General features: G+C 59.1%; 21 protein-coding genes and 1 tRNA gene. 9 read left to right on the forward strand and 13 right to left on the reverse strand.

Going from position 1 to position 20,759, the window contains the following annotated elements; genetic code table 11:
* Nucleotides 1-308: 308 nt before the first annotated feature.
* Nucleotides 309-1,508, forward strand: a complete 1,200-nt coding sequence (locus FTW19_RS03675) for a ComEC/Rec2 family competence protein (protein ID WP_147646383.1) — start codon at nucleotides 309-311, stop codon at nucleotides 1,506-1,508.
* A gap of 275 nt (nucleotides 1,509-1,783) precedes the next feature.
* On the opposite strand, the gene FTW19_RS03680 is transcribed toward FTW19_RS03675, so the two are convergent.
* The 7 genes from FTW19_RS03680 to FTW19_RS03710 form a co-directional block, all read right to left on the reverse strand.
* Nucleotides 1,784-1,860: transfer RNA gene (locus FTW19_RS03680), tRNA-Arg, on the reverse strand.
* Between the two features lie 40 nt (nucleotides 1,861-1,900).
* Entirely contained in the window at nucleotides 1,901-2,164 is a 264-nt protein-coding gene (locus tag FTW19_RS03685) for a hypothetical protein (RefSeq protein ID WP_246153555.1), read from the reverse strand.
* 1 nt (nucleotide 2,165) lies between these two features.
* Nucleotides 2,166-3,710 (reverse strand): aminomethyl-transferring glycine dehydrogenase subunit GcvPB, encoded by a 1,545-nt coding sequence (gene gcvPB / locus FTW19_RS03690; protein ID WP_147646384.1) that lies wholly within the window; start codon nucleotides 3,708-3,710, stop codon nucleotides 2,166-2,168.
* On the reverse strand, nucleotides 3,710-5,035 hold the full coding sequence (gcvPA, locus tag FTW19_RS03695; protein ID WP_147646385.1) for an aminomethyl-transferring glycine dehydrogenase subunit GcvPA: 1,326 nt from the start codon (nucleotides 5,033-5,035) through the stop codon (nucleotides 3,710-3,712). The genes gcvPB and gcvPA overlap by 1 nt, the downstream gene beginning before the upstream one ends.
* On the reverse strand, nucleotides 5,035-5,412 hold the full coding sequence (gcvH, locus tag FTW19_RS03700; protein WP_147646386.1) for a glycine cleavage system protein GcvH: 378 nt from the start codon (nucleotides 5,410-5,412) through the stop codon (nucleotides 5,035-5,037). Before gcvH ends, gcvPA begins: the two co-directional genes overlap by 1 nt.
* 56 nt (nucleotides 5,413-5,468) lie before the next feature.
* Nucleotides 5,469-6,608: a glycine cleavage system aminomethyltransferase GcvT gene (gene gcvT, locus FTW19_RS03705; protein WP_147646387.1), complete on the reverse strand. Its 1,140-nt coding sequence runs from the start codon at nucleotides 6,606-6,608 to the stop codon at nucleotides 5,469-5,471.
* Nucleotides 6,609-6,848: 240 nt separating this feature from the next.
* Complete coding sequence (locus tag FTW19_RS03710) at nucleotides 6,849-7,247, reverse strand: hypothetical protein (RefSeq protein WP_147646388.1); 399 nt, start codon at nucleotides 7,245-7,247, stop codon at nucleotides 6,849-6,851.
* 88 nt (nucleotides 7,248-7,335) lie between these two features.
* Between FTW19_RS03710 and FTW19_RS03715 the strand changes: the two genes are divergently transcribed.
* The 3 genes from FTW19_RS03715 (at nucleotide 7,336) to glgC (ending at nucleotide 9,598) form a co-directional block, all read left to right on the forward strand.
* Nucleotides 7,336-7,521: a hypothetical protein gene (locus tag FTW19_RS03715; RefSeq protein WP_147646389.1), complete on the forward strand. Its 186-nt coding sequence runs from the start codon at nucleotides 7,336-7,338 to the stop codon at nucleotides 7,519-7,521.
* Between the two features lie 289 nt (nucleotides 7,522-7,810).
* The gene (locus FTW19_RS03720) at nucleotides 7,811-8,101 is read left to right on the forward strand and encodes a hypothetical protein (protein ID WP_348641853.1); all 291 of its coding nucleotides are present in this window, start codon (nucleotides 7,811-7,813) and stop codon (nucleotides 8,099-8,101) included.
* Between the two features lie 231 nt (nucleotides 8,102-8,332).
* Nucleotides 8,333-9,598, forward strand: coding sequence for a glucose-1-phosphate adenylyltransferase (glgC, locus tag FTW19_RS03725; RefSeq protein WP_147646391.1), 1,266 nt, complete (start codon nucleotides 8,333-8,335; stop codon nucleotides 9,596-9,598).
* 103 nt (nucleotides 9,599-9,701) lie between these two features.
* Here the strand turns inward: glgC and FTW19_RS03730 are convergent, their stop codons facing one another.
* Nucleotides 9,702-10,469: a hypothetical protein gene (locus FTW19_RS03730; protein WP_147646392.1), complete on the reverse strand. Its 768-nt coding sequence runs from the start codon at nucleotides 10,467-10,469 to the stop codon at nucleotides 9,702-9,704.
* Between the two features lie 110 nt (nucleotides 10,470-10,579).
* Between FTW19_RS03730 and FTW19_RS03735 the strand changes: the two genes are divergently transcribed.
* Nucleotides 10,580-10,780, forward strand: a complete 201-nt coding sequence (locus tag FTW19_RS03735) for a Sec-independent protein translocase subunit TatA/TatB (RefSeq protein WP_147646393.1) — start codon at nucleotides 10,580-10,582, stop codon at nucleotides 10,778-10,780.
* Between the two features lie 161 nt (nucleotides 10,781-10,941).
* Here the strand turns inward: FTW19_RS03735 and FTW19_RS03740 are convergent, their stop codons facing one another.
* The 3 genes from FTW19_RS03740 to FTW19_RS03750 are packed head-to-tail and all read right to left on the reverse strand — an operon-like array spanning nucleotide 10,942 to nucleotide 12,376.
* Complete coding sequence (locus FTW19_RS03740; RefSeq protein WP_147646394.1) at nucleotides 10,942-11,412, reverse strand: DUF6644 family protein; 471 nt, start codon at nucleotides 11,410-11,412, stop codon at nucleotides 10,942-10,944.
* An 11-nt stretch (nucleotides 11,413-11,423) separates the two neighbouring features.
* The gene (locus FTW19_RS03745; RefSeq protein ID WP_147646395.1) at nucleotides 11,424-11,921 is read right to left on the reverse strand and encodes a DUF6644 family protein; all 498 of its coding nucleotides are present in this window, start codon (nucleotides 11,919-11,921) and stop codon (nucleotides 11,424-11,426) included.
* Between the two features lie 5 nt (nucleotides 11,922-11,926).
* On the reverse strand, nucleotides 11,927-12,376 hold the full coding sequence (locus FTW19_RS03750) for a DUF6152 family protein (protein ID WP_147646396.1): 450 nt from the start codon (nucleotides 12,374-12,376) through the stop codon (nucleotides 11,927-11,929).
* Between the two features lie 804 nt (nucleotides 12,377-13,180).
* Between FTW19_RS03750 and FTW19_RS03755 the strand changes: the two genes are divergently transcribed.
* Entirely contained in the window at nucleotides 13,181-14,080 is a 900-nt protein-coding gene (locus tag FTW19_RS03755; RefSeq protein WP_147646397.1) for a hypothetical protein, read from the forward strand.
* A gap of 15 nt (nucleotides 14,081-14,095) precedes the next feature.
* The gene (locus FTW19_RS03760; protein WP_147646398.1) at nucleotides 14,096-14,485 is read left to right on the forward strand and encodes a hypothetical protein; all 390 of its coding nucleotides are present in this window, start codon (nucleotides 14,096-14,098) and stop codon (nucleotides 14,483-14,485) included.
* Nucleotides 14,486-14,826: 341 nt separating this feature from the next.
* On the opposite strand, the gene FTW19_RS03765 is transcribed toward FTW19_RS03760, so the two are convergent.
* A complete protein-coding gene (locus FTW19_RS03765) occupies nucleotides 14,827-15,789 on the reverse strand; it encodes a threonine dehydratase (RefSeq protein WP_147646399.1) in 963 nt (320 codons plus the stop codon).
* 159 nt (nucleotides 15,790-15,948) lie between these two features.
* Nucleotides 15,949-16,119 (reverse strand): hypothetical protein, encoded by a 171-nt coding sequence (locus FTW19_RS25685; protein ID WP_187143236.1) that lies wholly within the window; start codon nucleotides 16,117-16,119, stop codon nucleotides 15,949-15,951.
* A 551-nt stretch (nucleotides 16,120-16,670) separates the two neighbouring features.
* Between FTW19_RS25685 and FTW19_RS03770 the strand changes: the two genes are divergently transcribed.
* A complete protein-coding gene (locus FTW19_RS03770; RefSeq protein ID WP_187143238.1) occupies nucleotides 16,671-19,787 on the forward strand; it encodes a response regulator in 3,117 nt (1,038 codons plus the stop codon).
* Complete coding sequence (locus FTW19_RS03775; protein WP_147646401.1) at nucleotides 19,784-20,743, forward strand: GGDEF domain-containing response regulator; 960 nt, start codon at nucleotides 19,784-19,786, stop codon at nucleotides 20,741-20,743. The genes FTW19_RS03770 and FTW19_RS03775 overlap by 4 nt, the downstream gene beginning before the upstream one ends.
* Nucleotides 20,744-20,759 lie beyond the last annotated feature (16 nt).

Genomic DNA, 20,759 nt, shown 5'->3' on the forward strand with positions numbered 1-20,759 from the left:
GGCCAGCCCATACTTTGGGTGCCCCATATCTGCGCAGCAGATGTGGGATGATCGGGGTCCCCAGCGAACGAGTTCGTTGGGGTGATTTATCGAGCGCAAGCTCGATCCGCCTTTTGTCGAAAGGTGAAGCGGCACCAAACTTAAATCGGGGCCGATTTCTTACCCTTGTCATGCTGAGCGTCAGCGAAGGACCCGGTGTTACACAATCCCTTACGCTTCGCGTAAGGGATTGTTATTCGCGCTCCGCGCGAACCGAATTGTCACACTGATCGAACACTTTCCGGCTAATCTCAAATCTGTCGATACGTATGCTCTCGCGCCGCTCTGTTCTCCGTCTTCTCGCCGCCTCAGCCGTCTCCCCATCTGCCTTCGCGCAGAGCCCTGTGCTCCCCGCAAAACGCCCAGGCGAACTCGACATCCACCATATCGATACCGGCCGCGGCAACAGCACGCTCACCGTCGGACCAGATGGACGTTCCTTCCTGATCGATGCGGGCTCCTCCACCAGCTCACTGGAGACTTCCTCTCCCCCCAAGCCCAACGGCACCCGTCGCCCCGGACAATGGATCGCTGAGTACGCCCGCCGCATTGGCGTCAGCCGCATCGACTACTCTCTAGCCACCCACATCCACCCCGACCACGTCGGGGATCTCGAAGCAAACTGCCCAGCCTCTCCCGACGGTGGCTACAAACTCACCGGCCTCAGCGATGTCGATGCTCTGCTCCCGATCGAGACCCACATCGACCGCGCCTATCCCAACTTCGGCAACGCCAAACCTCTGGAAGCACCCTTTGCCGCGAACTACCTCGCCTATCTCCAGTCACGAGTAAAGAGCAACAAGAAGGTCGAAGCCGCAACCATTGGCTCCAACCGCCAGATCGTTCTCAATGGCACGGAGATTCGTATCCTCTCCGCCAACGGCCGCATCTGGACCGGTCAGGGAGAGACATCCCGCAGCGTAATACCGACAGATGCATTGGGTGCAGAAGAACAACCGAATGAAAACTTCTACTCCATCTCGCTCCGCATGACCTTCGGGAAGTTCAGCTACTATACCGGCGGAGATCTCTGCTGCGACACGCACGACGGCCGCGTACCCTGGCTCGATATGGAATCACCGGTAGCGAAGCTCGCAGGAAAGACCGATGTTGCCACGGCCAACCATCACGGCTACTTCGACGCCACGGGAGCCGGGTTTGTCCGAGCCCTCGACGCACAGGCCTATATCATCCAGGCATGGGATGTAGGCCACCCCGGCCCAGCCCAGGCACAACGCATGCTCGGCGAGTGGCCCGGCGCAGCAAAGCACGACGTCTACGCCACAGAATCCCTGCCCGCCAACCGGCTCATCAACAACCGGTTCACCCCGCACTTCCGCAGCCGCCAGGGACACATCGCAGTCCGTGTCTCTGCTAACACCGAAAGCTTCCAGATCTTCGTCCTCGACTCCACCCGCGAAGACGCCCCTGTCATCTTCACCTCACAGCCCTACCGCACCCGCGGATAGATGCCGAAGATTGTGTCTAGAATATTTCCCGTGCCACATCCATGAAGCAGGCCCTTCGCGTTGCTCAGGATGACAAAACAAAAGCAGACTTCAGCGTGACAATCCTTAGCGTGGGATATCGCGCTGCGCGCGACCGCTTTTAACAACTTTGTCCAAGCCAGGGTGCCCCACCCTCGCAACGCTAGGGTGGGCAATGAAGCCACGACATTCCATACAAAAACACCAGCAACAAAAAAGCCCCGACATAGTCGGAGCCTTTTTCAATCTTTAGAAAGTGGTGCACCCGAGAAGATTCGAACTTCTGACCTACAGCTTCGGAGGCTGCCGCTCTATCCAGCTGAGCTACGGGTGCCCTTGGGATACAAACCCTGTCCACTAGCCTAGCACGGATGTCAGGGCTTCTTCTGGCTCTCCAGCTCCTGCATCACGGACTGGATCAGCTCCTTGGCCCCGGTAATCTGCGACAACACAAACTGCAGATCCAGCGCCGGGACCGCCGGATTCCGGTTCGAGGTGCAATAGACGCCATGCTGTCCCACCATAGCCAGGGCATCCGTCAGCACATCGAGCGATACGGCGAGTCTTCCACGAGCAACGCCCATCATGAACTCGTGCTTCTCGAGCTCCTCGCGCCGATCGTGGAAGATATTCGCCAAGCTACCACTCCTTCGCTGCGGTGTCGGGAGTGAGTTGGGTGCTCGCAACCGGAGCCTTCCAGCGAAGGACCGGCTTACGCGCAGCCGTGGTCTCATCCAGGCGCCGCAGGCGGGTTGTATGCGGAGCGGTCTTCACCAGCTCCGGATTCTCTTCAGCCTCGCGCGCAATCTGCCGCAACGCGTCGATCAGCAGATCCAGCTCCTCGCGGCTCTCGCTCTCGGTAGGCTCAATCATCATGGCGCCGGCAACGATGAGCGGGAAGCTCACAGTGTAGGCATGGAAGCCGTAGTCGAGCAGACGCTTACCCATGTCGCCGGTCTTCACGCCATTCTTCGCCTGCAGCTTATCGCTGAAGACAACCTCGTGCATCGACGCTGTCTTGAAGGGCAGGTCAAAGACGTCTTCCAGCTTCGCGCGGAGATAATTGGCGTTCAACACAGCGTCTTCCGTCGTCTGGCGCAGGCCATCCGGACCATTGGCCAGGATGTAGGCCAGCGCGCGGATGAACATGCCGAAGTTGCCGTACCAGGCACGCACACGGCCGACGCTCTGCGGACGGTTGTAGTCCAGCGTGAGCGTACCGTTGCTCTTGGTCGCGAGTACAGGCGTAGGAAGGAAGGGCTCCAGGATCTTCTTGCAGGCCACCGGGCCGGAGCCTGGGCCACCGCCTCCGTGCGGCGTAGAGAAGGTCTTGTGCAGGTTCAGGTGCATTACGTCCACACCGAAGTCGCCCGGGCGGACCTTGCCCACCAGCGCATTCATGTTGGCGCCGTCCATGTATAGCAACGCGCCCTTGGCGTGGAGGATGTCGGCGATCTTATGGATCTCGCTCTCGAAGACACCGATCGTCGAAGGATTGGTCAGCATCAGCGCAGCCGTGTCCTCATCGACCAGCTTCTCCAGCTCTTCGAGATCGACCATGCCTTCGGCGTTCGACTTCAGGTTCTGCACCTGGTAGCCGACTACCGCGGCCGTAGCCGGGTTCGTGCCGTGAGCCGAGTCCGGAATCAGGATCTTCTTCCGCGGATTGCCCTTGCTCTCGTGATACGCACGCACCAGCAGAATGCCGGTGAACTCACCATGCGCGCCGGCAGCGGGCTGCAGCGTGATGGAGTCCATACCGGTGATATCCAGCAGCGAATCGGAGAGCACCTGCATGATCTCCAGTACGCCCTGCGAGAGCGATTCAGGCTGATAAGGATGGGCGTCGGCCAGGCCTTCCAGGCGAGCGACGAGCTCGTTGACGCGGCCGTTGTACTTCATCGTGCAGCTTCCCAGCGGGAACATGCCGAGGTCGATCGCATAGTTCCAGGTGGACAGGCGCGTGAAATGGCGAACGATCTCAATCTCTGAGAGCTCCGGCATCACGCCAAGGTCGGTGCGGACGGCATCGCCCAGCAGAGCAGCAGCGTCCACAGCCGGAACGTCCAGCTCGCTCAGACGGTAAGCCTTCTTGCCCGGCGACGACTTCTCAAAGATCAGGTCCTCGTTCTGATTGACGTGGACTGAGGCCTTCTTCGGGGTTCCTACAAACTTGTCTCCCATTACTTCAGCACCTCCGCCGCAGCATCGATCTGTGCCCTGGTTGTGAGCTCGGTAGCGCACCAGAGCGAAGCGTTCGGTCCGAGCTCGGGATAGAACTTCTCCAACGGCAGACCGCCGACGATCTTGGCTTGGAGCAATGCGGCATTGCCCTCTTCGGACGTCCGTGAGCCCTGATATACGAACTCATTGAAGCGCGGAGCTCCACCAAACAGCACCTTGCCGGAGCCACCGATGGTCTGCGCTGCATAGTGCGCCTTGGCCAGGTTTTGCTCGGCCAGCTCCTTCAGGCCCTTGCCATAGACCGTCAGGAAGACCGTCACCATCAGCGCCACCAGCGACTGGTTGGTGCAGATGTTCGAGGTCGCTTTCTCGCGGCGGATATGCTGCTCGCGCGTCGACAGCGTCAACACGAAGCCGCGCTTGCCATCCATATCCTTGGTCTCGCCGGCCAGACGTCCGGGCATCTGCCGCAGGAACTTCTCCTTACAGGCGATGACACCGCAGTACGGTCCGCCATAGCCCACGGGAACACCGAAGGACTGTGCTTCCATCGCGACAATATCGGCCTCAGCCGGCGGCTTAACAATGCCCAGCGATACCGCCTCCGCGATAGAGACGATCAGCAGAGCGCCCTTCTTATGCGCGATGTCTGCGATGGCCGCTACATCCTCAATCGTTCCGAAGAAGTTAGGCGACTGGATCAGGACGCAGGCCGTGTCATCGGTGATGGCGGCATCGAGCTTCGCCAGGTCCACGCGTCCGGTCGCGGGATCGTAATCGACCTCGGTCTTCGGAATGGACTGGTGCTGTGCATAGGTCGTCAGCACTTCGCGATATTCGGGGTGCACCGTGCGGGCAACGACAGCTCCGTTACGTCCGGTAACGCGGACTGCCATCATCACCGCTTCGGCCGCGCCGGTTGAGCCGTCGTACATGGAGGCGTTCGAGATCTCCATGCCGGTGAGTTCGCAGATCATCGTCTGGAACTCGAAGAGCGCCTGCAGGGTTCCCTGCGCAATCTCCGGCTGGTACGGCGTATAGCTGGTGAGGAATTCACCGCGCGAGACCACCGTATCGATCAGCACGGGACGATAGTGACGATAGGCGCCCGCGCCCAGGAAGCTGGCATAGCCGAGAGCATTCTTGTCGGCAAACGCCTTGAAGTGCTCGATGACCTCCTGCTCCCCATGCTGCCGGGGAACATTGAGGTCGCGGGACAGGCGATACTCCGCCGGAACCGTCGCGAACAGATCGTCGATGGACTTCGCGCCGATGTCGGCGAGCATCGCCTCACGGTCGCTGGGACTCTTTGGTAGATAACGCATCAGTGGCCCGTCTCTTCGCTGATGAACTTCTCGTAGGCTTCGGCGGTCAGCAGGCTCTCAAGCTGCGAGGCATCGAACTCGGCCTTGATCATCCAGGTGGCATTGGCATCGGCATTCACCGACTCCGGAGCGGAGTTCAGCGCTTCGTTCACCTCAAGCACCTTGCCGTTCACCGGCGAGAACAGATCGCTTACGGCTTTTACGGACTCGACCGTGCCGAAGCTCTCACCGGCCTTCAGCTCGGCGCCAACGGCGGGCAGCTCGACAAAGACGATATCGCCCAGGGTCGACTGCGCGTAGTCGGTGATGCCGATTCTGCCATCGGCGGCGATCCACTCATGTTCTTTCGTGTAGCGGTACTCGGTCGGGTAAGCCATTACTGTGCGCTCTCCAGTCGTTTGAGAAGTCTTATGCGAAACGGAACTGCCGGGAACTACGTGGTCTTCTTAGGCTTTTTGTAGAAGGGCAACGGAACTACCTTCGATTTCACCATGGTGGAGCGGACCTGCACGGCCAGCTCCGTATCTACGGCGCTCAACTCTACAGGCACGTAGGCCATGGCGATGTTCTTCTTCAGGAAGGGCGAAGGAGAGCCGGAGGTGACGACACCGATCTCTTTGCCATCGAGGGTGAAGACCGGGTATCCATCGCGGGCGATGCCGCGATCAATGGTCTCAAGGCCCACCAGCTTGCGCTTCGGTCCACCTGCCGTCTGCACGGCGAGCAATGCCTGCTTACCGAGGAAGTCGGCTTCCTTTTCAAGTTTGCAGTAGCGGCCCAGGCCGGCCTCGAAGACGTTGATAGCGTCCGAGATCTCGTGACCATAGAGCGCCATGGCGCTCTCCAGACGAAGCGTATTGCGGGCACCCAGACCGCAGGGGAGGATACCGAACTCCTTGCCGGCCTCCAGAACTTCACTCCAGACGCGAGCGCTGGTGGCTTCGTCGGAGGGGACGTAGATCTCAAAGCCGTCTTCACCGGTATAGCCGGTGCGGGCGACCAGGACGTTATACAGGCCGCAGACCTTGCCCCAGGTGAACCAGTAGTTCTTGATAGCGTCCAGATCGACGTCGGTCAGCTTGCGCAGCACATCGATGGCCTTCGGACCTTGAATGGCAAGCTGTGTGTACATGTCACTGAAATCGTTGATATGGACACTCGGCATCATGCCGATGGTCTTGCGGACCCACTGCACGTCCTTCTCGCGCGTGCCGGCATTGATGACGATCAGATAGTCGTTATCGCTGAGCTTGTGCAACACCACGTCGTCGACGAAGGTGCCTTCCGGTGTCAGCATGGCGGAGTAGTGCGCCTGCCCCACCTGCAGCTTGCTCGCGTCGTTCATCAGCAGCTTCTGCACGGCATCCAGCGAACCCGGCCCGCGGAGCTGGATATCGCCCATGTGCGAGACATCAAAGACGCCCACACCCGTGCGGACAGCCATATGCTCGGCAATCAGGCCCGAGTACTCGACCGGCATATCCCATCCGCCGAAGTCGACCATCTTCGCCTTGAGAGCACGGTGGGTGGCGTTCAATGCGGTTTTACGAAGCACAGAGCCGGAGTCAGACACGGTTACGACCACCTTTGTTTGAGCTTGGATTGTGGTGCGAAGGGCAAGGATTGATTTTAATTCAGGGGACCGGATGTGTCACACATGTGCGCTAACCGCGCAGATGGTCTGGCGGCCGAAGGGATCGTCTTTTTTGTCATTTCGGAGCGTTCGGGGTCCCCAGCCAGCTTCGCTGGGGTGAACTATTCGAGCGCAGCTCGAAACGGTCTCTCAGATACATTGAACTTCGTCGATACGCCCCTAACGTGGCTTCCTGGCCGCACGGACAAAACTGGAGACGGCAAACCACGCAAAAAGCAGGGCGATCGCCGCACTCATGTACCACTGCTGCCGATGGGCTCCGCCTTCTCGGTAGGAGGCGAAATGGGTAATCGTCGCCTGCACAAAATACAGGGCAAAGAAGGCGAAAAGCGTGCCCATCACCTGCAGCCAGACAGCCCTGCCGGCGTGTTTGACGCTACCGAAGAAGCCCCGGCTGGCGCCCTGCGCAGCACGGCGCACATCCATGTGCTGGCGTGCGGTCTGCCTTGGAGCCGGATTGGGATCGGGCGCAGCGGCCGCCTTGCTGGCTTCAATTGCGGTGCGCGCGGCGTGTCGAACCCCCGCACCCAGCACCTTTCCCAGCCGCACCTTATCCATGTCTTCCAGTCTACGCGTCGGGAAGTTTTTCCCTGAAACACGTTTCGTGAGACCACCCGGCGGGATCAACCTGTAATCCAACCTCAATATGAGATTCCTTGTTCTTACGGTCGCTTTTGTAGGCGCCGCTGCTGCCGCGTTTCTGCTCTCCAGGCCAAGTGCCGAGCCGGAGAAGAAGGAGAAGGAAAAGGCGATCGAAAAGGGAAAGACGGTCGGGGATCTTGCCCACCAACTCGAAGAAGCATGGAGCGACCACCATACGCTGGTGGCATAAAAGCAGTTGCCAGTTGGATGAAGGCGCCAAGGCAGATTGCCTGACGTGTCTTCATGAGGGCGTGTTGAGTGCCCCTAACCCATGCTGTACCTCGTTAACTGGAAACCATAAACTGGCAACTGCCGTTAGGGAGTTGTCTTCAAAAATGGTATCCAGAAACCATTGCGGGTCGTCCAATACAGCAGTAATGTAGGAGTCAATAGGCAGTGCCCAACACCCCGCAATGCCGTTCCCGCTGCTCTATGGGCTGGGAATACCCGATGCGCGGCGAAGTGGCTATTCGACGGAGGTGTCATTGAATCAAAAAGTGAAGGACCTGATCCAGCAGCTTGGCGAAGCCATTCACGAGTCGGTCTCTGAGTCTGAGCACATTGCAGGTGTAGTGCGCGACATCCGGGAGCAGGGCTTTGACGTGCTGCTTATGCTTGAGGCGACAATCGGCCTGAACGAGGTCCAGGAAGAAGAAACGGCGGGATCCGTAGAGGCGGAGGAGGCAATGAATGGCCCCTTCACCTCAAACGACGTCAATTTCCTGAAGTCACTTCGGATCTCTGTAGAAGAAGACTCCGAGAACCAGTAGGCCGCGCTGCTCCATTCGGGAAATGCCGCAGAATGACGCGTGCCCGGTTTGTGTCCGATTTCGTACCCTTTAAATCTTTATGACAGAACAACAAACGGGGATGGCAAGTGCCATCCCCGTTTATGATCGCTTCATCCTTGACGGGATATTCTAATCCGTCGGGAACGCGAAGACGCAAAGTTGCGTCTTACCCAGAAGTCTGACCTCAGCAAGTAAAGGTGTTTGGGTGCTATGAAAGATACGTTGGGAGTCCTGCTTGCCGGTGGCGCCGGAGAGCGCCTCTTTCCTCTAACTCGTGACCGCGCCAAGCCCGCCGTTCCATTCGGCGGACAGTACCGCATCATCGATATCACCCTCTCCAACTGCATCAACTCCGATCTGCGCAAGGTCTACATCCTTACGCAGTACAAATCGCTCTCACTCAATCGCCATATCCGCGAGGGTTGGGGTCCGGTAGTTGCGAATGAACTGGGCGAGTTCATTGAGATTCTGCCGCCGATGCAGCGCGTGAGCGTCAACTGGTACATGGGCACGGCCGACGCCGTCTACCAGAACATCTACTCCATCGGTTCAGAGCAGCCGAAGTACGTCATCATCCTGTCAGGCGATCACATCTACAAGATGAACTACCAGCTCATGCTGGATCAGCACATCCAGTCCGGAGCGCATGTGACGCTGGCGACACTGCCGATCAAGCCGGAAGAGGTCCCGCGTTTTGGCGTGGTGGATGTTGCCCGCAACGGCGAGATCAACGGTTTCCTCGAAAAGCCGAAGGAGACCAAGCTGCGGTCGCCCTTCAATCCGGAGAGGGTCGATGCCTCCATGGGCATCTACATCTTCAACACAGATGTGCTGCTGCCGGAGCTGATCAAGGACGCAGAAGATCCGAACTCGAAGCACGACTTTGGGCACAACATCCTGCCCAACCTGCTTGGCCGCTTCAAGATGATGGCCTACAACTTCGTCGACGAGAACAAGCAGGAGGCGCTGTACTGGCGCGACGTGGGTACGCTGGAGGCCTACTACGAGGCCAATCTCGACCTCGCCTCCGTCTCGCCGATCTTCAACCTGTATGACAAGTCCTGGCCGATGCGTACGCGGTCGTATCAGTACCCGCCGGCGAAGTTCGTCTTCGGCGAGCCCGGACGTACAGGCATGGCCATCAACTCGGTCATCTCCGGCGGCTCCATTATCTCGGGTGCGGTCGTACGTAATTCGGTGCTCTCGCACGATGTGCGCGTGAACTCGTATGCCGATGTCGACTCGAGCATCATCTTCTCGCACGTCAATATTGGCCGGCACTCGCGGATTCGCCATGCCATCATCGATCGCGATGTTCATATTCCGGACGGAGCGGTGATCGGCTACGACCCTGCCGAAGACAAGCGCAATTACTTCGTCACGCCGAGCGGCCTGACGGTAGTGACGCGCGACTACTCGGTCTATGAAAACCCGGTTAGCCAGAACTTTATCCAGCCCGGACAGCCTGGGAAATAGGCTGTTTGTTTTGTGCATGATCGCCCGCCTGAAAGGCGGGCGATCTTGTTTGTTAAATACGAAAGGCTTCCCGGCTGTGACCGGGAAGCCTGAAAACTGAGCGCTACTGGCGATGGCCGAAGCGCCACACCAGACCGCCGGAGATGGAGAAGAACTGGCGGTACTCGGTACCGTAGTGCTCCACGATCAGGTCCGGCTGCAGGCGGATCGCCCAGCGATAGCTGCCGTTGATGTCCAGCGAGCCGCCGAAGGCGCCTACGGGCTTGACGCGGTTGGAGTAGAGACCGACGGCAACGGCATTGGCAGCAGCGTTGTGGCTAGGTGCGTTGATGCCGCCCAAAGTGCCGCCGTCAAACTTGCCGGCGCCTACGCCAACCAGGCCGTGGTACTGGATGGCGAAGCGCTGGTTCTTCCATCCGCGGTACTGCACGCCGCCCATGCCGATAATCTGGCGGACAACCGGACGGTTGATCTGGAAGGTGTTCGGGAAGACCGGGGTGGTGCCGTAGTCAACACGGAGGTCGACCGCCGGTCCAATGCGGTCGGTCAGCCAATAGGTAGCCTGACCTTCGAGGCCGCCCATGTTGTAGCGCTTCGGCAGGTTCTGGCCGGCCTGACCATTCATGAAGTTAAGGCCGCCGTAGACCTCCCAACGGTTGTCATAGGTGACGGGAATGCGACGGGCGAACTGAATGTTGCGCTTCGGAGCGGTTCCGGGCTGCGGCTGAGAGGGCTGGGCCGGGGCTGCCGATCCACTCGTCTGGCCACTGGTTGAGGCCGGAGTCTGGGCTGCCATGGTGGCGGAGAGCAGGGTGGTGGCAATCAGGGCGGTCATCCCGGCAAGTGCGCGCCGGGTCACTTCGTGTCGCATGGTCCTCCAGACAGCAAAGCTGCAACTTCAAAGATATAACGGTTGGACGCCGCTGCGCCCGTCAGGCTGCGGTTTATGCGACAATAGAACAAGGATTCCTGGAGACAGTTATGGGCGAGCTATTCACACCTTCCCACCTCATCATCGTCGCGATCGTCGCGCTTGTTCTTTTTGGCGGCAAAAAGCTGCCGGAACTGGGTAAGGGGCTTGGCGAGGGCCTGCGTGGCTTCAAGGAAGGCATGAAGGGTGTTACTGACGAGGTCAATAAGGACCCGCACACCGTCACGCCGAAACCTGAAGAGACGAAGTAAGACGGCCCGCGCGCAGGCGCGTTGAGATTTGAAACGAGCTTGATGCAGAATCAAGGCGAACGAGGGGGAGTGGTTCTCTAACCACTCCCCTGTCGTCTTTTTGTGTCAATTCTTTTTGCACCATACCCGTTTTGTGTCAGGCTTTTGCGTCAGGTTTTGTGTCAGATCAGGCCGATGGCGCGTCCGGCGACACCAACCCCCAGCCACAATGAAAGCGAGACCACCGCAGTGATGCGGGAGGCCAGGGTCGCGGCGCTGCCCAGGGTAAGAACGACCCGGCGGTAGAGCGTGAAGTAGAAGAGGACGGCTGCGGCGAGCAGGGCCATCTTCCAGCGGAAGGCGGCGTTGTAGTAGCACTTCAAGGCCTCTTCCGAGACCAGGGCGACGCCGGTCAGCACCAGGATCGCCAGGCTGCTGAGCAGGATGCGGCTGAGATCGCGGTTCAGCATGCGTGGAGATTCGCGCCGCAGAATCAGGCCAAGCAGGCGAAGATCCAGAACGAGGACGGAGCCTCCGAGCAGCGTAAGTGCCAGCAGGTGAATGGCTTCCACTGCCGCGAAGCCCCAGCGCGAGTTCTGCATGAACTGGCCGAGCGAAGAATGAGCGAGAGCGACAAACCAGAGGCGAAGCATTGGCGAGCCTTTCAGAAATAGGCAATCGCCCGGCCGGCGACGATGATGCCGCACCAGAGCGTGAGGGAAGCAAATGCGGCGGCGCGCGCACGCCAGGGTGAGAAGCGAGCCGTCTCCCATTCCTGCACGCGGCGATAGACCGTCGTGTGAAAGATCAATGGGTTCAGGCCTACCAGCGCGAGCAATACGAGCTTGATGCGGAAGGCGGGGTTCGTATAGTTCTTTGCCGCCTCTGCCCAGAAGAGCAAGAGGCCGCTGACAAACATCACGCCGAAGCCGGACCACGTGAGTGGAAAGACGGCACGCGCGATGCGCGTGACTGAGACATCGCGCAACACGACGCCAAGCATACGCAGGTCGAGTATGGCGATGGTGCCGACCAGCAACGCAATGGCGAGCACGTGGACGGACTCGATGATGGAGAACAGGTACTCTGACTCGCGGATCGAGGTTCCGATCTGCGAGTCATAGATGACCTGACAGATGTGCTGCAGCAGAGGCATAGCCATCCGAGTTACTTCGCCGGCTTCACGGTGTTGGGCAGAGCTCCCTGGACTGAGCCGTCATCGCCGGGGCCGCCGTCACCGGGCGTTCCACCGTAGATGCTGCGTCCGTCGGGCAGCGTCACGCGGCGTGCGTCGATGAGATGCGAACCATCCTTGGCGCGATAGCCATCCACGACGATGGTGTCACCGACCTTCAGATCGCCTTTCTTGAAGCCGCGGCGGCTGAGTGCACCTGGGCCGGCGCCTTCGCAACCCCAGTTGGTGACAGCGCCTTTCGCGTCGGTGATGTCGACGTAGAAGTACGAGTGCGGATTGGTCCACTCGACACGAGTGAGCTTGCCGACCAGGCGAACGGGCTTGTTGCCGTCGAACTCGGCGGAGAAGGAGTGATGGGCGTACGCACTGGCGGATGCGAGCGCCAATGCACCAAGAGACGAGAGAAGCAATCTGCTCTTCATGGTGTCTTTCCTGTGTTGTTGGGATGTCGCTTAAAACGAAAAACCCGCTTCCGAAAGGAACGGGCTTCTAAACCTTGCGATGTGAGGAGATGCCGGAATTACAGTGAATTCCGCATATTCCTTGCGCGCCGATGCGTGCGTCGCCCGTCCATTTAGCGATGGAGGGAGCAACAACAAGCAAGCATGGCGCGGAGCGGATGCATAGCTGCACTCTAAGTTGAGGCCGACATGGTGTCAAGCATAGGGTGTGCCATCAGGCTCGCCATATGGGAGTAGGCAAATTTCGAAATTCGAATCCTGGGTGCCCCATCCATCGCGACAGAGCTGGGTAGGATATTCGAGCGAAGCTCGAATCTGGTGGGAGCCGTGGGCTTTTAGCCCACGGTGTATTGGGTAGGAGAAATTGGGCTTTAGCCCTGGGTTGTTTCAGAAAACAGAGGCAAAGGCCCAGGGCTTAAAGCCCGGTCGTTTTATGCCTTCCAATCAGCGGGCTGAAGCCCGCTGCTCCCACCGATTACGCCCCTTAAGAACTTCTACCTCTTCCGTACAGCCGGTTTGATGACACACCCTCGGGCTTGACGCGTGAGAGGATTTGCTCTACGGTTTGCACATGTTCAGCCGCCGATCGCTCGAACTAACGCTTTGTTGTTGCGCCTGTCGCTAGACAGTTGCGCCCATGCGTTTGCCGGTAATTCCCGGTTCGCCTCTTACGAATCTCATCCGCAATAACGAAAGACCTTGTGCGAGCTCTCGTCTCTAACTGCGACGGCGCATCGTTTCAGGTTGACTGAAAAGGGTTCCCTGATGAAAGCTATCTTGCGCTTAAGTGCAGCCCTGTCTCTGGTGGCGTGCCTCTCCGGCACTGCCGGCCTGTGGGCTCAACAGAAAAAAGAGAAGGCTCTGGACGTCACCGGCCGTGAGAACTCTCCGTTTTCGCGCAATGAAGCGGACCTGCCGAAAGGGCCGGCGCCGCGACTGAATGGCCATCCGGATCTTTCGGGCTACTGGATTCCGTCGAAGAAAGACAAGCCCACGGGAAATCTTGGAAAAGACTATCCGGGATACAAGCTTCCCTTTACGCCTGCCGGGGAAGCTGCGCTGAAGTACAACCTGGAACACACGGTTGATCCGGAAGCGGTGTGCATCGTGGGAGGTCTGCCGCGGCACAATGCAAGTGGGCTTCCCTTTCAGTTGTTGCAGGGAGCGGACCATGCTGTCTTTCTCTACTGGTACACGACCTATCGTCTGGTTCCTTTTGATGGCCGCAAACATGCGGAGGATCCCGATCCGTCGTTCTTCGGTGAGGAGATCGGATCCTGGGAGGGCGATACGTTTGTAGTCGACTCCAGCGCGTTCAAGGAGCAGAGAACGTGGGCGGATGAGAACGGCAATCCGCATAGCGATCAGCAGCATGTCGTGGAGCGCTGGACGCGGCCCGACATCGGTCATATCCACGTCGACATGACGGTGACGGATCCGAAGTTCTACACCGAGCCGGTTCACTATCAGCGCACGTGGCTTCTGGGTAAGCCGGGCGATGAGGTGAAGGAGTACTCCTGCGCGGAAGATAACGTGGACGCGCCGCACCTTGGTCCGGGGCCTGGGCCGATTGGGCCGGATGGACAGCGTGGTTACGGAAAGCTGGCGCCGCTTCCTCCTCCGCCGGATAAGAATCATCCGGCGGTTACCTCGATTCCTGATTAGCACCGGAGGAACGCGATGCGACGTCTACTGATGCTCACACTGATGGCGACCTCCACGTTGGGGGCTGCTGTAACAGCGGATAGGCTTACAGAGCTGCGTGCGCGTATGGATGCGCTGCAGGATATGCGTGACGATCTGCGTGATGCGCTGGATACGAAAGATGGCGCGAAGACCGCAGCGTTGAGCGGTGAGATTGTGCGGTTGCTGCAGCAGGATCAGGCGGTATGGAAGGAGCAGGGTTTCGACGACGTGCTCAAGATCAACCAGGGAACGATTGAGCTGGCGGAGAAGATTGGTTCACAGGCAAAGAATGGGGAGACGCAGCATGCGTTGGAGAGTTATCTAGCGCTACAGAAGAGCTGCGCGTCGTGTCATGATCTGCATCCGGAGAAGCGAGTGCATTGAAGAGATGGCTTCCACCTCTCCCAATGACGGGTTCAGAAAAGATTGATACCCGTGTTGGGAAAGTGAAGGCCGAGCCCATGTCCCTAAGGGGACACCATCCCAGCGAACGAGTTCGTTGGGGCCCCGGAGCAAAGCGTTCGCGCTTCGCGCAAACAGAAGGGAGCGGCAAATACCGCCCCCTTTGATTAATTGCGTTGTAAATCGTGAAGTGCATTCGCCGACCGAAGATTTAAAAAGCAGGTCCTTCACTTCACCACCCCCGCCAGCAAAGCTGGCCGGGGACCCCGTTCGTTCAGGATGACAACTTTTTGGCAAGAACGTTTAACTCAAGACGCCAGCTTCTAAGTCGTATTAAGCGCTCCGATAAAGAGTTCCTGATCGACGTTGCTGCCTGTCAGGACAACGCCCACGCGAAGGCCGCGGAGAGAGGCGACTTCCTGCAGGACGGCTGCTAATCCGGCTGCCGCTGCGCCTTCTGCGACGTTGTGAGTGTCCTGGTAGTACGCACGCATGGCTGTAGCGATCTCCTCTTCGCCGACTTCGACGATGTGATCGACATTTGCGAGGGCGGTCTCAAGGGCCTCTGCGTCTGGCAAACGGCATGACAGGCCGTCCGCCAGCGGTGAGTTGGCTAAAGCAGGCACCACTTTCTTCTCGCGGAAGGAGAGAGCGAATGCCGGCGCATTCGTGGGAACCACACCGATAATCTTTGTCTTCAATCCGAGAGCGTTGCGAACAGCGATCATTCCGCAGATCGAAGATCCCATTCCGATAGGCACATAGATGGTGTCCAGCTCGGGAACGGCAGTCAAAAACTCGAGCGCATATGTGCTGGTTCCGTGTACCAGCAGCGGATGAAACGATGGCAAGAAATGGAGGTTTCGGGTTTCCGCCAGGTGCATGGCATATTCGAGCGCCGCCTGGAAGTCATCGCCGTGCTCAATAAGCTCAGCGCCGAGAGCTTCCATGGCTCGATTCTTTTCGCGACTGTTGCCGTGCGGGACGACGATTACGGCCGTTAAGCCGAGGCGAGTAGCGGCAAGCGCCACACCTTGTCCATGATTTCCCCGAGTCGCTGCAATGACGCCTGTAACGGCCGGCTGGCTATGCTTCAGCCAATCCATGTAGACAGCCGCTCCGCGAAGTTTGAATGCGCCTACCGGAGAGTGGTTTTCGTGCTTTACCCACAGTTCCGTGCCGGTGCGCGCATTAAGCAATGGCCAGGTGTACTGGGGGGTAGGCGGCATCACGGAGCGGACGATCAGTGTCGCTTTGTTGATTGCTGCAAGGTCGGGTAGTTGCATACGGATTCGATGAAAGGTGTTCTTGATACGTTACGGATTTTTGTTGGGTGGGTGTCAAAGAACTTTAGACTCAGGACACTAGAAGCGCACGGCTCCCATCCGATTCGAGCTTTCATCGCCGACTCATCACTTCAAAGCGAGCTCCACCAAGCTCCGCACTTACTTAGCAGTAACGTGCAGACTGTAGGTCGCCGTGTGGGTCAGGAAGCCATCCGTGACGGTGGCCGTGTAGGTATAGTCTCCCGGACCGGTATAGCTGGCATTCTGCGCGGGGGCCTCTCCGCCGCAACCGGCAGCTCCTACACCGAGTGTTGCCAGGACGACGAGCATCAACGAAACCGCACGACCTGTCCCGCACGGCGACGGCAGACCAGAAGCAGGAGCCCTGAAGCAAGGCCAACCAGCCAGAGATACCGTTGGGGGCGTAGACCTTGCCGCTGATTGAGGTCGTCTGTCCGGAGGGACAGGTGACCTGCTGCTGGCAGAGGCCGGTGCAGGTCGACGAGCCTTGGGCATGGCTCCAGAGGGTCGTAACAGACAAAAACAGGGCGGAAACAACGCGGCGGCTCATAGCTCAGGCTGAAAGTACTCTTGAGGCTACGTACGCCGCGGCGTTTGCAGCAAGCAAAATTATCGTCAAGCTGCTATTTCACTCATCTAGCAGTACCGCCGGACGGATCGCCGGGACAGTACCGTGTTGGGAAATCGATTTCGAGAAGTCCACCTGGTGGTTCCCCAAGGAGCACGGCTGCATATAGCATGGAAATCGCAACCCCTCCCCTCGCCAGCGTCTGCCCCGCCGGCGGCTTTGTCTTCGTTAGTTGAGAGTCCTGCTGTTTCAACGTGTGGGAGAGGTGCAAAAGGAAACATCCCCAATGAATATGTCGACAGTTGTGTCCGGTCACTATGACCTGAGTCTGGTCGTCCTTTCTGTCTTTATCGCGATTCTCTCCGCTGGCGCCGCCTTGGATCTCTCCGGCCGCGTCAGTTCCTCTCGGGGCGCAGTACGCCAGATCTGGCTGCTGGGCGGCGCCATCGCCATGGGAACCGGTATCTGGGCCATGCACTACATCGGCATGCTGGCCTTCACCCTGCCCTTCAGGGTGCTGTATGACTGGCCCATGGTCGCGCTTTCGTGGACGGCCGCGGTTGTTGCCTCGTTGATTGCACTCTTCATCGTCAGCAGGGAGCAAGTCGGCCTGCTCCGGATCACCATCGGCAGCATTCTGATGGGCGGCGGCATCGCCTCCATGCACTACATCGGCATGGAAGCCATGCGGATGCCGGCCATGTGCCACTACCACCTGGGTCTGCTCGCACTCTCCGTTGTCATCGCAATCGTTATCGCCTGCGTTGCCATCTGCATGGGCTACGTTTTTCGCGGGGCAACGACCAGCGGCTGGGGTTGGCGCAAGGTTCTCACCGCTGTTGTCATGGGCGGAGCGATCCCGGTCATGCATTACACCGGCATGGCGGCTGCAAGATTTATGCCCATTCCGATGGCAGAGGTTGATCTACGCCATGCCATCAATATCTCCGATCTCGGCGTTTTCACCATTACCCTGACGACTGTCCTGCTTCTTGGGCTGGTCTTCCTGACCGCGACGGTAGACCGCCGGTTTGCCCAGCAGGCGTTGCAGTTGCAGAGCAGCGAACAACGGTATCGCCTGATCGTCGAGTCTGCCTTCGACGCCTTCCTCGAGATTGACCCAAACGAAACTGTTACCGACTGGAACGAACAGGCACAGCGTACTTTCGGTTGGACCCGCGAAGAAGCCCTGGGCAAGACCATCGGCGATCTCATCGTTCATGACGACCACCGAACCGGAGCGTTGCGCGAGCTTCTGGCCGAACGCGAGCAACGCGGTATCCAGGCGCGCCTGGAAGTCAGCGCCCGGCATCGCGATGGTCACATTTTTCCGGCCGAGATGACGCTCTCAGAGATCGCATGGGACGACTCGAAGCTGGTTGCAGCTTTTGTTCGCGACGTTACCGAGAGAAAGCAGGTCGAACAGGAACGCGAAGCCTCCAAAGCGCAGGCAGAGGCTGCCAACCGCGCCAAGAGTGAGTTTCTCGCCAACATGAGCCACGAGATCCGCACGCCGCTCAACGGCGTCATCGGCATGACCGAACTTGCGCTCGAGACGGAGCTCACCGGCGAACAGCGCGAATATCTTGAGACGGTCAAACTCTCCGCCGATGCCCTGCTGCACGTCATCAACGACATTCTGGATTTCTCGAAGATCGAGGCCGGCAAGGTTGACCTGGAAGAGATCGACTTCGATCTGCGCGAGTGCATGGAAGGCGCTCTCAAGACACTCGCCCTCCGTGCCGACGAAAAGGGCCTTGAGCTGCTGTGCGATGTCGATGCCAACGCTCCTGAAAGCGTTCACGGCGACCCTGGCAGGCTGCGGCAGATCCTGATCAACCTCCTCGGCAACGCCATTAAGTTCACCCATGAGGGCGAAATCGCGCTCCACGTCGAGGCGCTCGGTGCAGACGAGGACCACGTCCGCCTGCACTTCATCGTCGCGGATACCGGTATCGGCATTCCTCCTGAGAAACAGAAGGCCATTTTCGAGAGCTTTACCCAGGCTGATACCTCCACCACGCGAGAGTACGGCGGCAGCGGCCTAGGTCTGACAATCTCACGCCGCCTTACCCGGATGATGGGCGGCGACATGTGGGTTGAAAGTGAGCCAGGAGTGGGTTCCCGGTTCCACTTTCGCATTGTGCTGCGCCTGGCAAAGGAGCTTCCGCAGGCTCCTGCAGTCCCGGTCACAGACGACAGCCTGCCCCCCGCCCGCACCCTTGTCGTCGATGACAACCGGACCAACCGCCGCATTCTGGAAGGCATGCTGTTGCGATGGGGCATGCAGCCGCACTCGGCAGCCAGTGGCGAAGAGGCGCTGCGCATGATCGATGAAGCGAACCAGGCGCAGCGTCCTTATGAGCTTCTGCTGACCGATATGCACATGCCGAAGATGGATGGCTTCGACCTTGCGCAACGGCTGCAATTAAACCCGGGCAACGCCGCAACCATCATGATGTTGAGCTCCGGTGGACAGAAGGGAGACGCAGTACGCTGCGAACAACTGGGGATCTCGGCATATCTGTTGAAGCCGATTCGCCAAAGCGAGTTGCGCGCCGCCATCGCACGCGTGTTACATGATGGTATCCGCGGAAAGGAGACACCGATGATTACCCGCACTTCGCTGCTGGAAGAGCTGGACCCCGCCCGCACCCTGGATATCCTGCTGGCGGAGGACAACCAGGTCAATCAGATGCTGGCGACACGTCTGCTGCAGAAGCGCGGTCATCGGGTCGTTGTTGTAGGCAACGGCCGCGAAGCCCTGGCGGCTCTGAGCCGTGGAAAGTTCGATCTGGTGCTGATGGACGTACAGATGCCCGAGATGGATGGCCTGGAGGCGACCCGCGAGCTTCGCCGGCGCGAGGCCGCGACCGGAGCACATCAGACCGTCGTTGCCATGACCGCGCTTGTCATGAAGGGCGATAAAGAGCGCTGTCTCGAGGCAGGCATGGATGGCTATCTCTCCAAGCCGCTGCGCCAGCAGGAGCTCGATGAAGTGCTGGATAATTTTGTCTCCGTCAGAGATGTCGAAATGGAGGACGACCCAGCGAGCACATCGCCAGCCTCGGTGCATGAAGAAGAGCTGATGGAACGTATCGATAACGACCGTGCGTTTCTGGCCGAACTTCTTGCCATCTTCCGCGATACATGGCCGGGCCAGCTTGCAGCCGTGAGAAGCGCCCTTGCCCTGAGCGATCACGAAGAGGTAAAGCGTACAGGGCACGCCCTCAAGAGCGCGCTGGGCAACCTTTCCGCAATGCAGGCCTATCACTTTGCTTCAGGCATTGAGATGGCTGGCGGCGAAGGAGACATGGCGCGCGCCACCGTAATGACCGATCAACTTGAAGCCGAGCTGCCACGCGTCGAGATTGCGCTCGAAGGGATGTGCCAGGAGGCAGCACGTTGAGGATTTTGGTCGCTGATGACGATGCGGTATCGCGTCGTCTGATGGAAAAGATTCTGACGCAGAGTGGGTATGAGGTGATGACCGTAGCCGATGGCCGCGGCGCGCTCGATGCCCTCTCGCATAAGGATGGACCTCGCATGGCGCTTCTGGACTGGATGATGCCCGGCATCGACGGTCCCGAGGTCTGCAGGCAGCTTCGCGCTCGCCAGGAAGGATCATACGTCTATCTGACGCTGCTCACCTCGCGTCAGGACCGCACCGACGTCATCCAAGGCCTGGAGGCGGGCGCGGATGACTACCTGACAAAGCCATGCAACTCGGAGGAACTGAAGGCCCGCCTACGCACCGGCCTGCGGATTCTTATGCTCGAAGATAAGCTCGTCGAGGCCCGGGAAGAGATGCGGATGCGAGCCACACACGATGCCCTGACCGGCCTGCTGAACCGCGGAGCAGTGTTGAACTTCATGAAGGTCGAAATGGCCCGCTGCCGGCGTGAGCACACGCCCCTCTCGATTCTGCTTTGCGATGTCGACCATTTCAAACAGGTGAACGACGTCCATGGACACCTGGTGGGCGATCAGGTCCTCCGTGAGCTGGCGCATCGTCTTAAGCAGGCTATCCGCCCTTTTGATGGAGTGGGCCGCTACGGCGGTGAGGAATTTGTTCTGGTTCTGAGCGGCTGCGGAAGCGAGCAGCTTCGTCACCGCTCCGGCGACATTCTGGATGCAGTGCGCTCGAAGCCGATCGAAACCTCCGCGGGGCCGCTGCACATCACCGTCAGCATCGGCGCATTCACCATGGATAGCCTGGAATGGAGCGGCGACGTGGAGTTTCCTCTGGGCCGGGCCGACGGCGCTCTTTACCGCGCGAAAATGAATGGACGCAACTGCGTTCAATTTGCCGATCATTTGTCGACAAATGATGGTGAACATGTAGGCCTTCCGACTGTATCCTGATACGCGGAGGTTTAAC

It is taken from the genome of Terriglobus albidus (genome assembly GCF_008000815.1).
GTDB lineage: Bacteria > Acidobacteriota > Terriglobia > Terriglobales > Acidobacteriaceae > Terriglobus > Terriglobus albidus_A.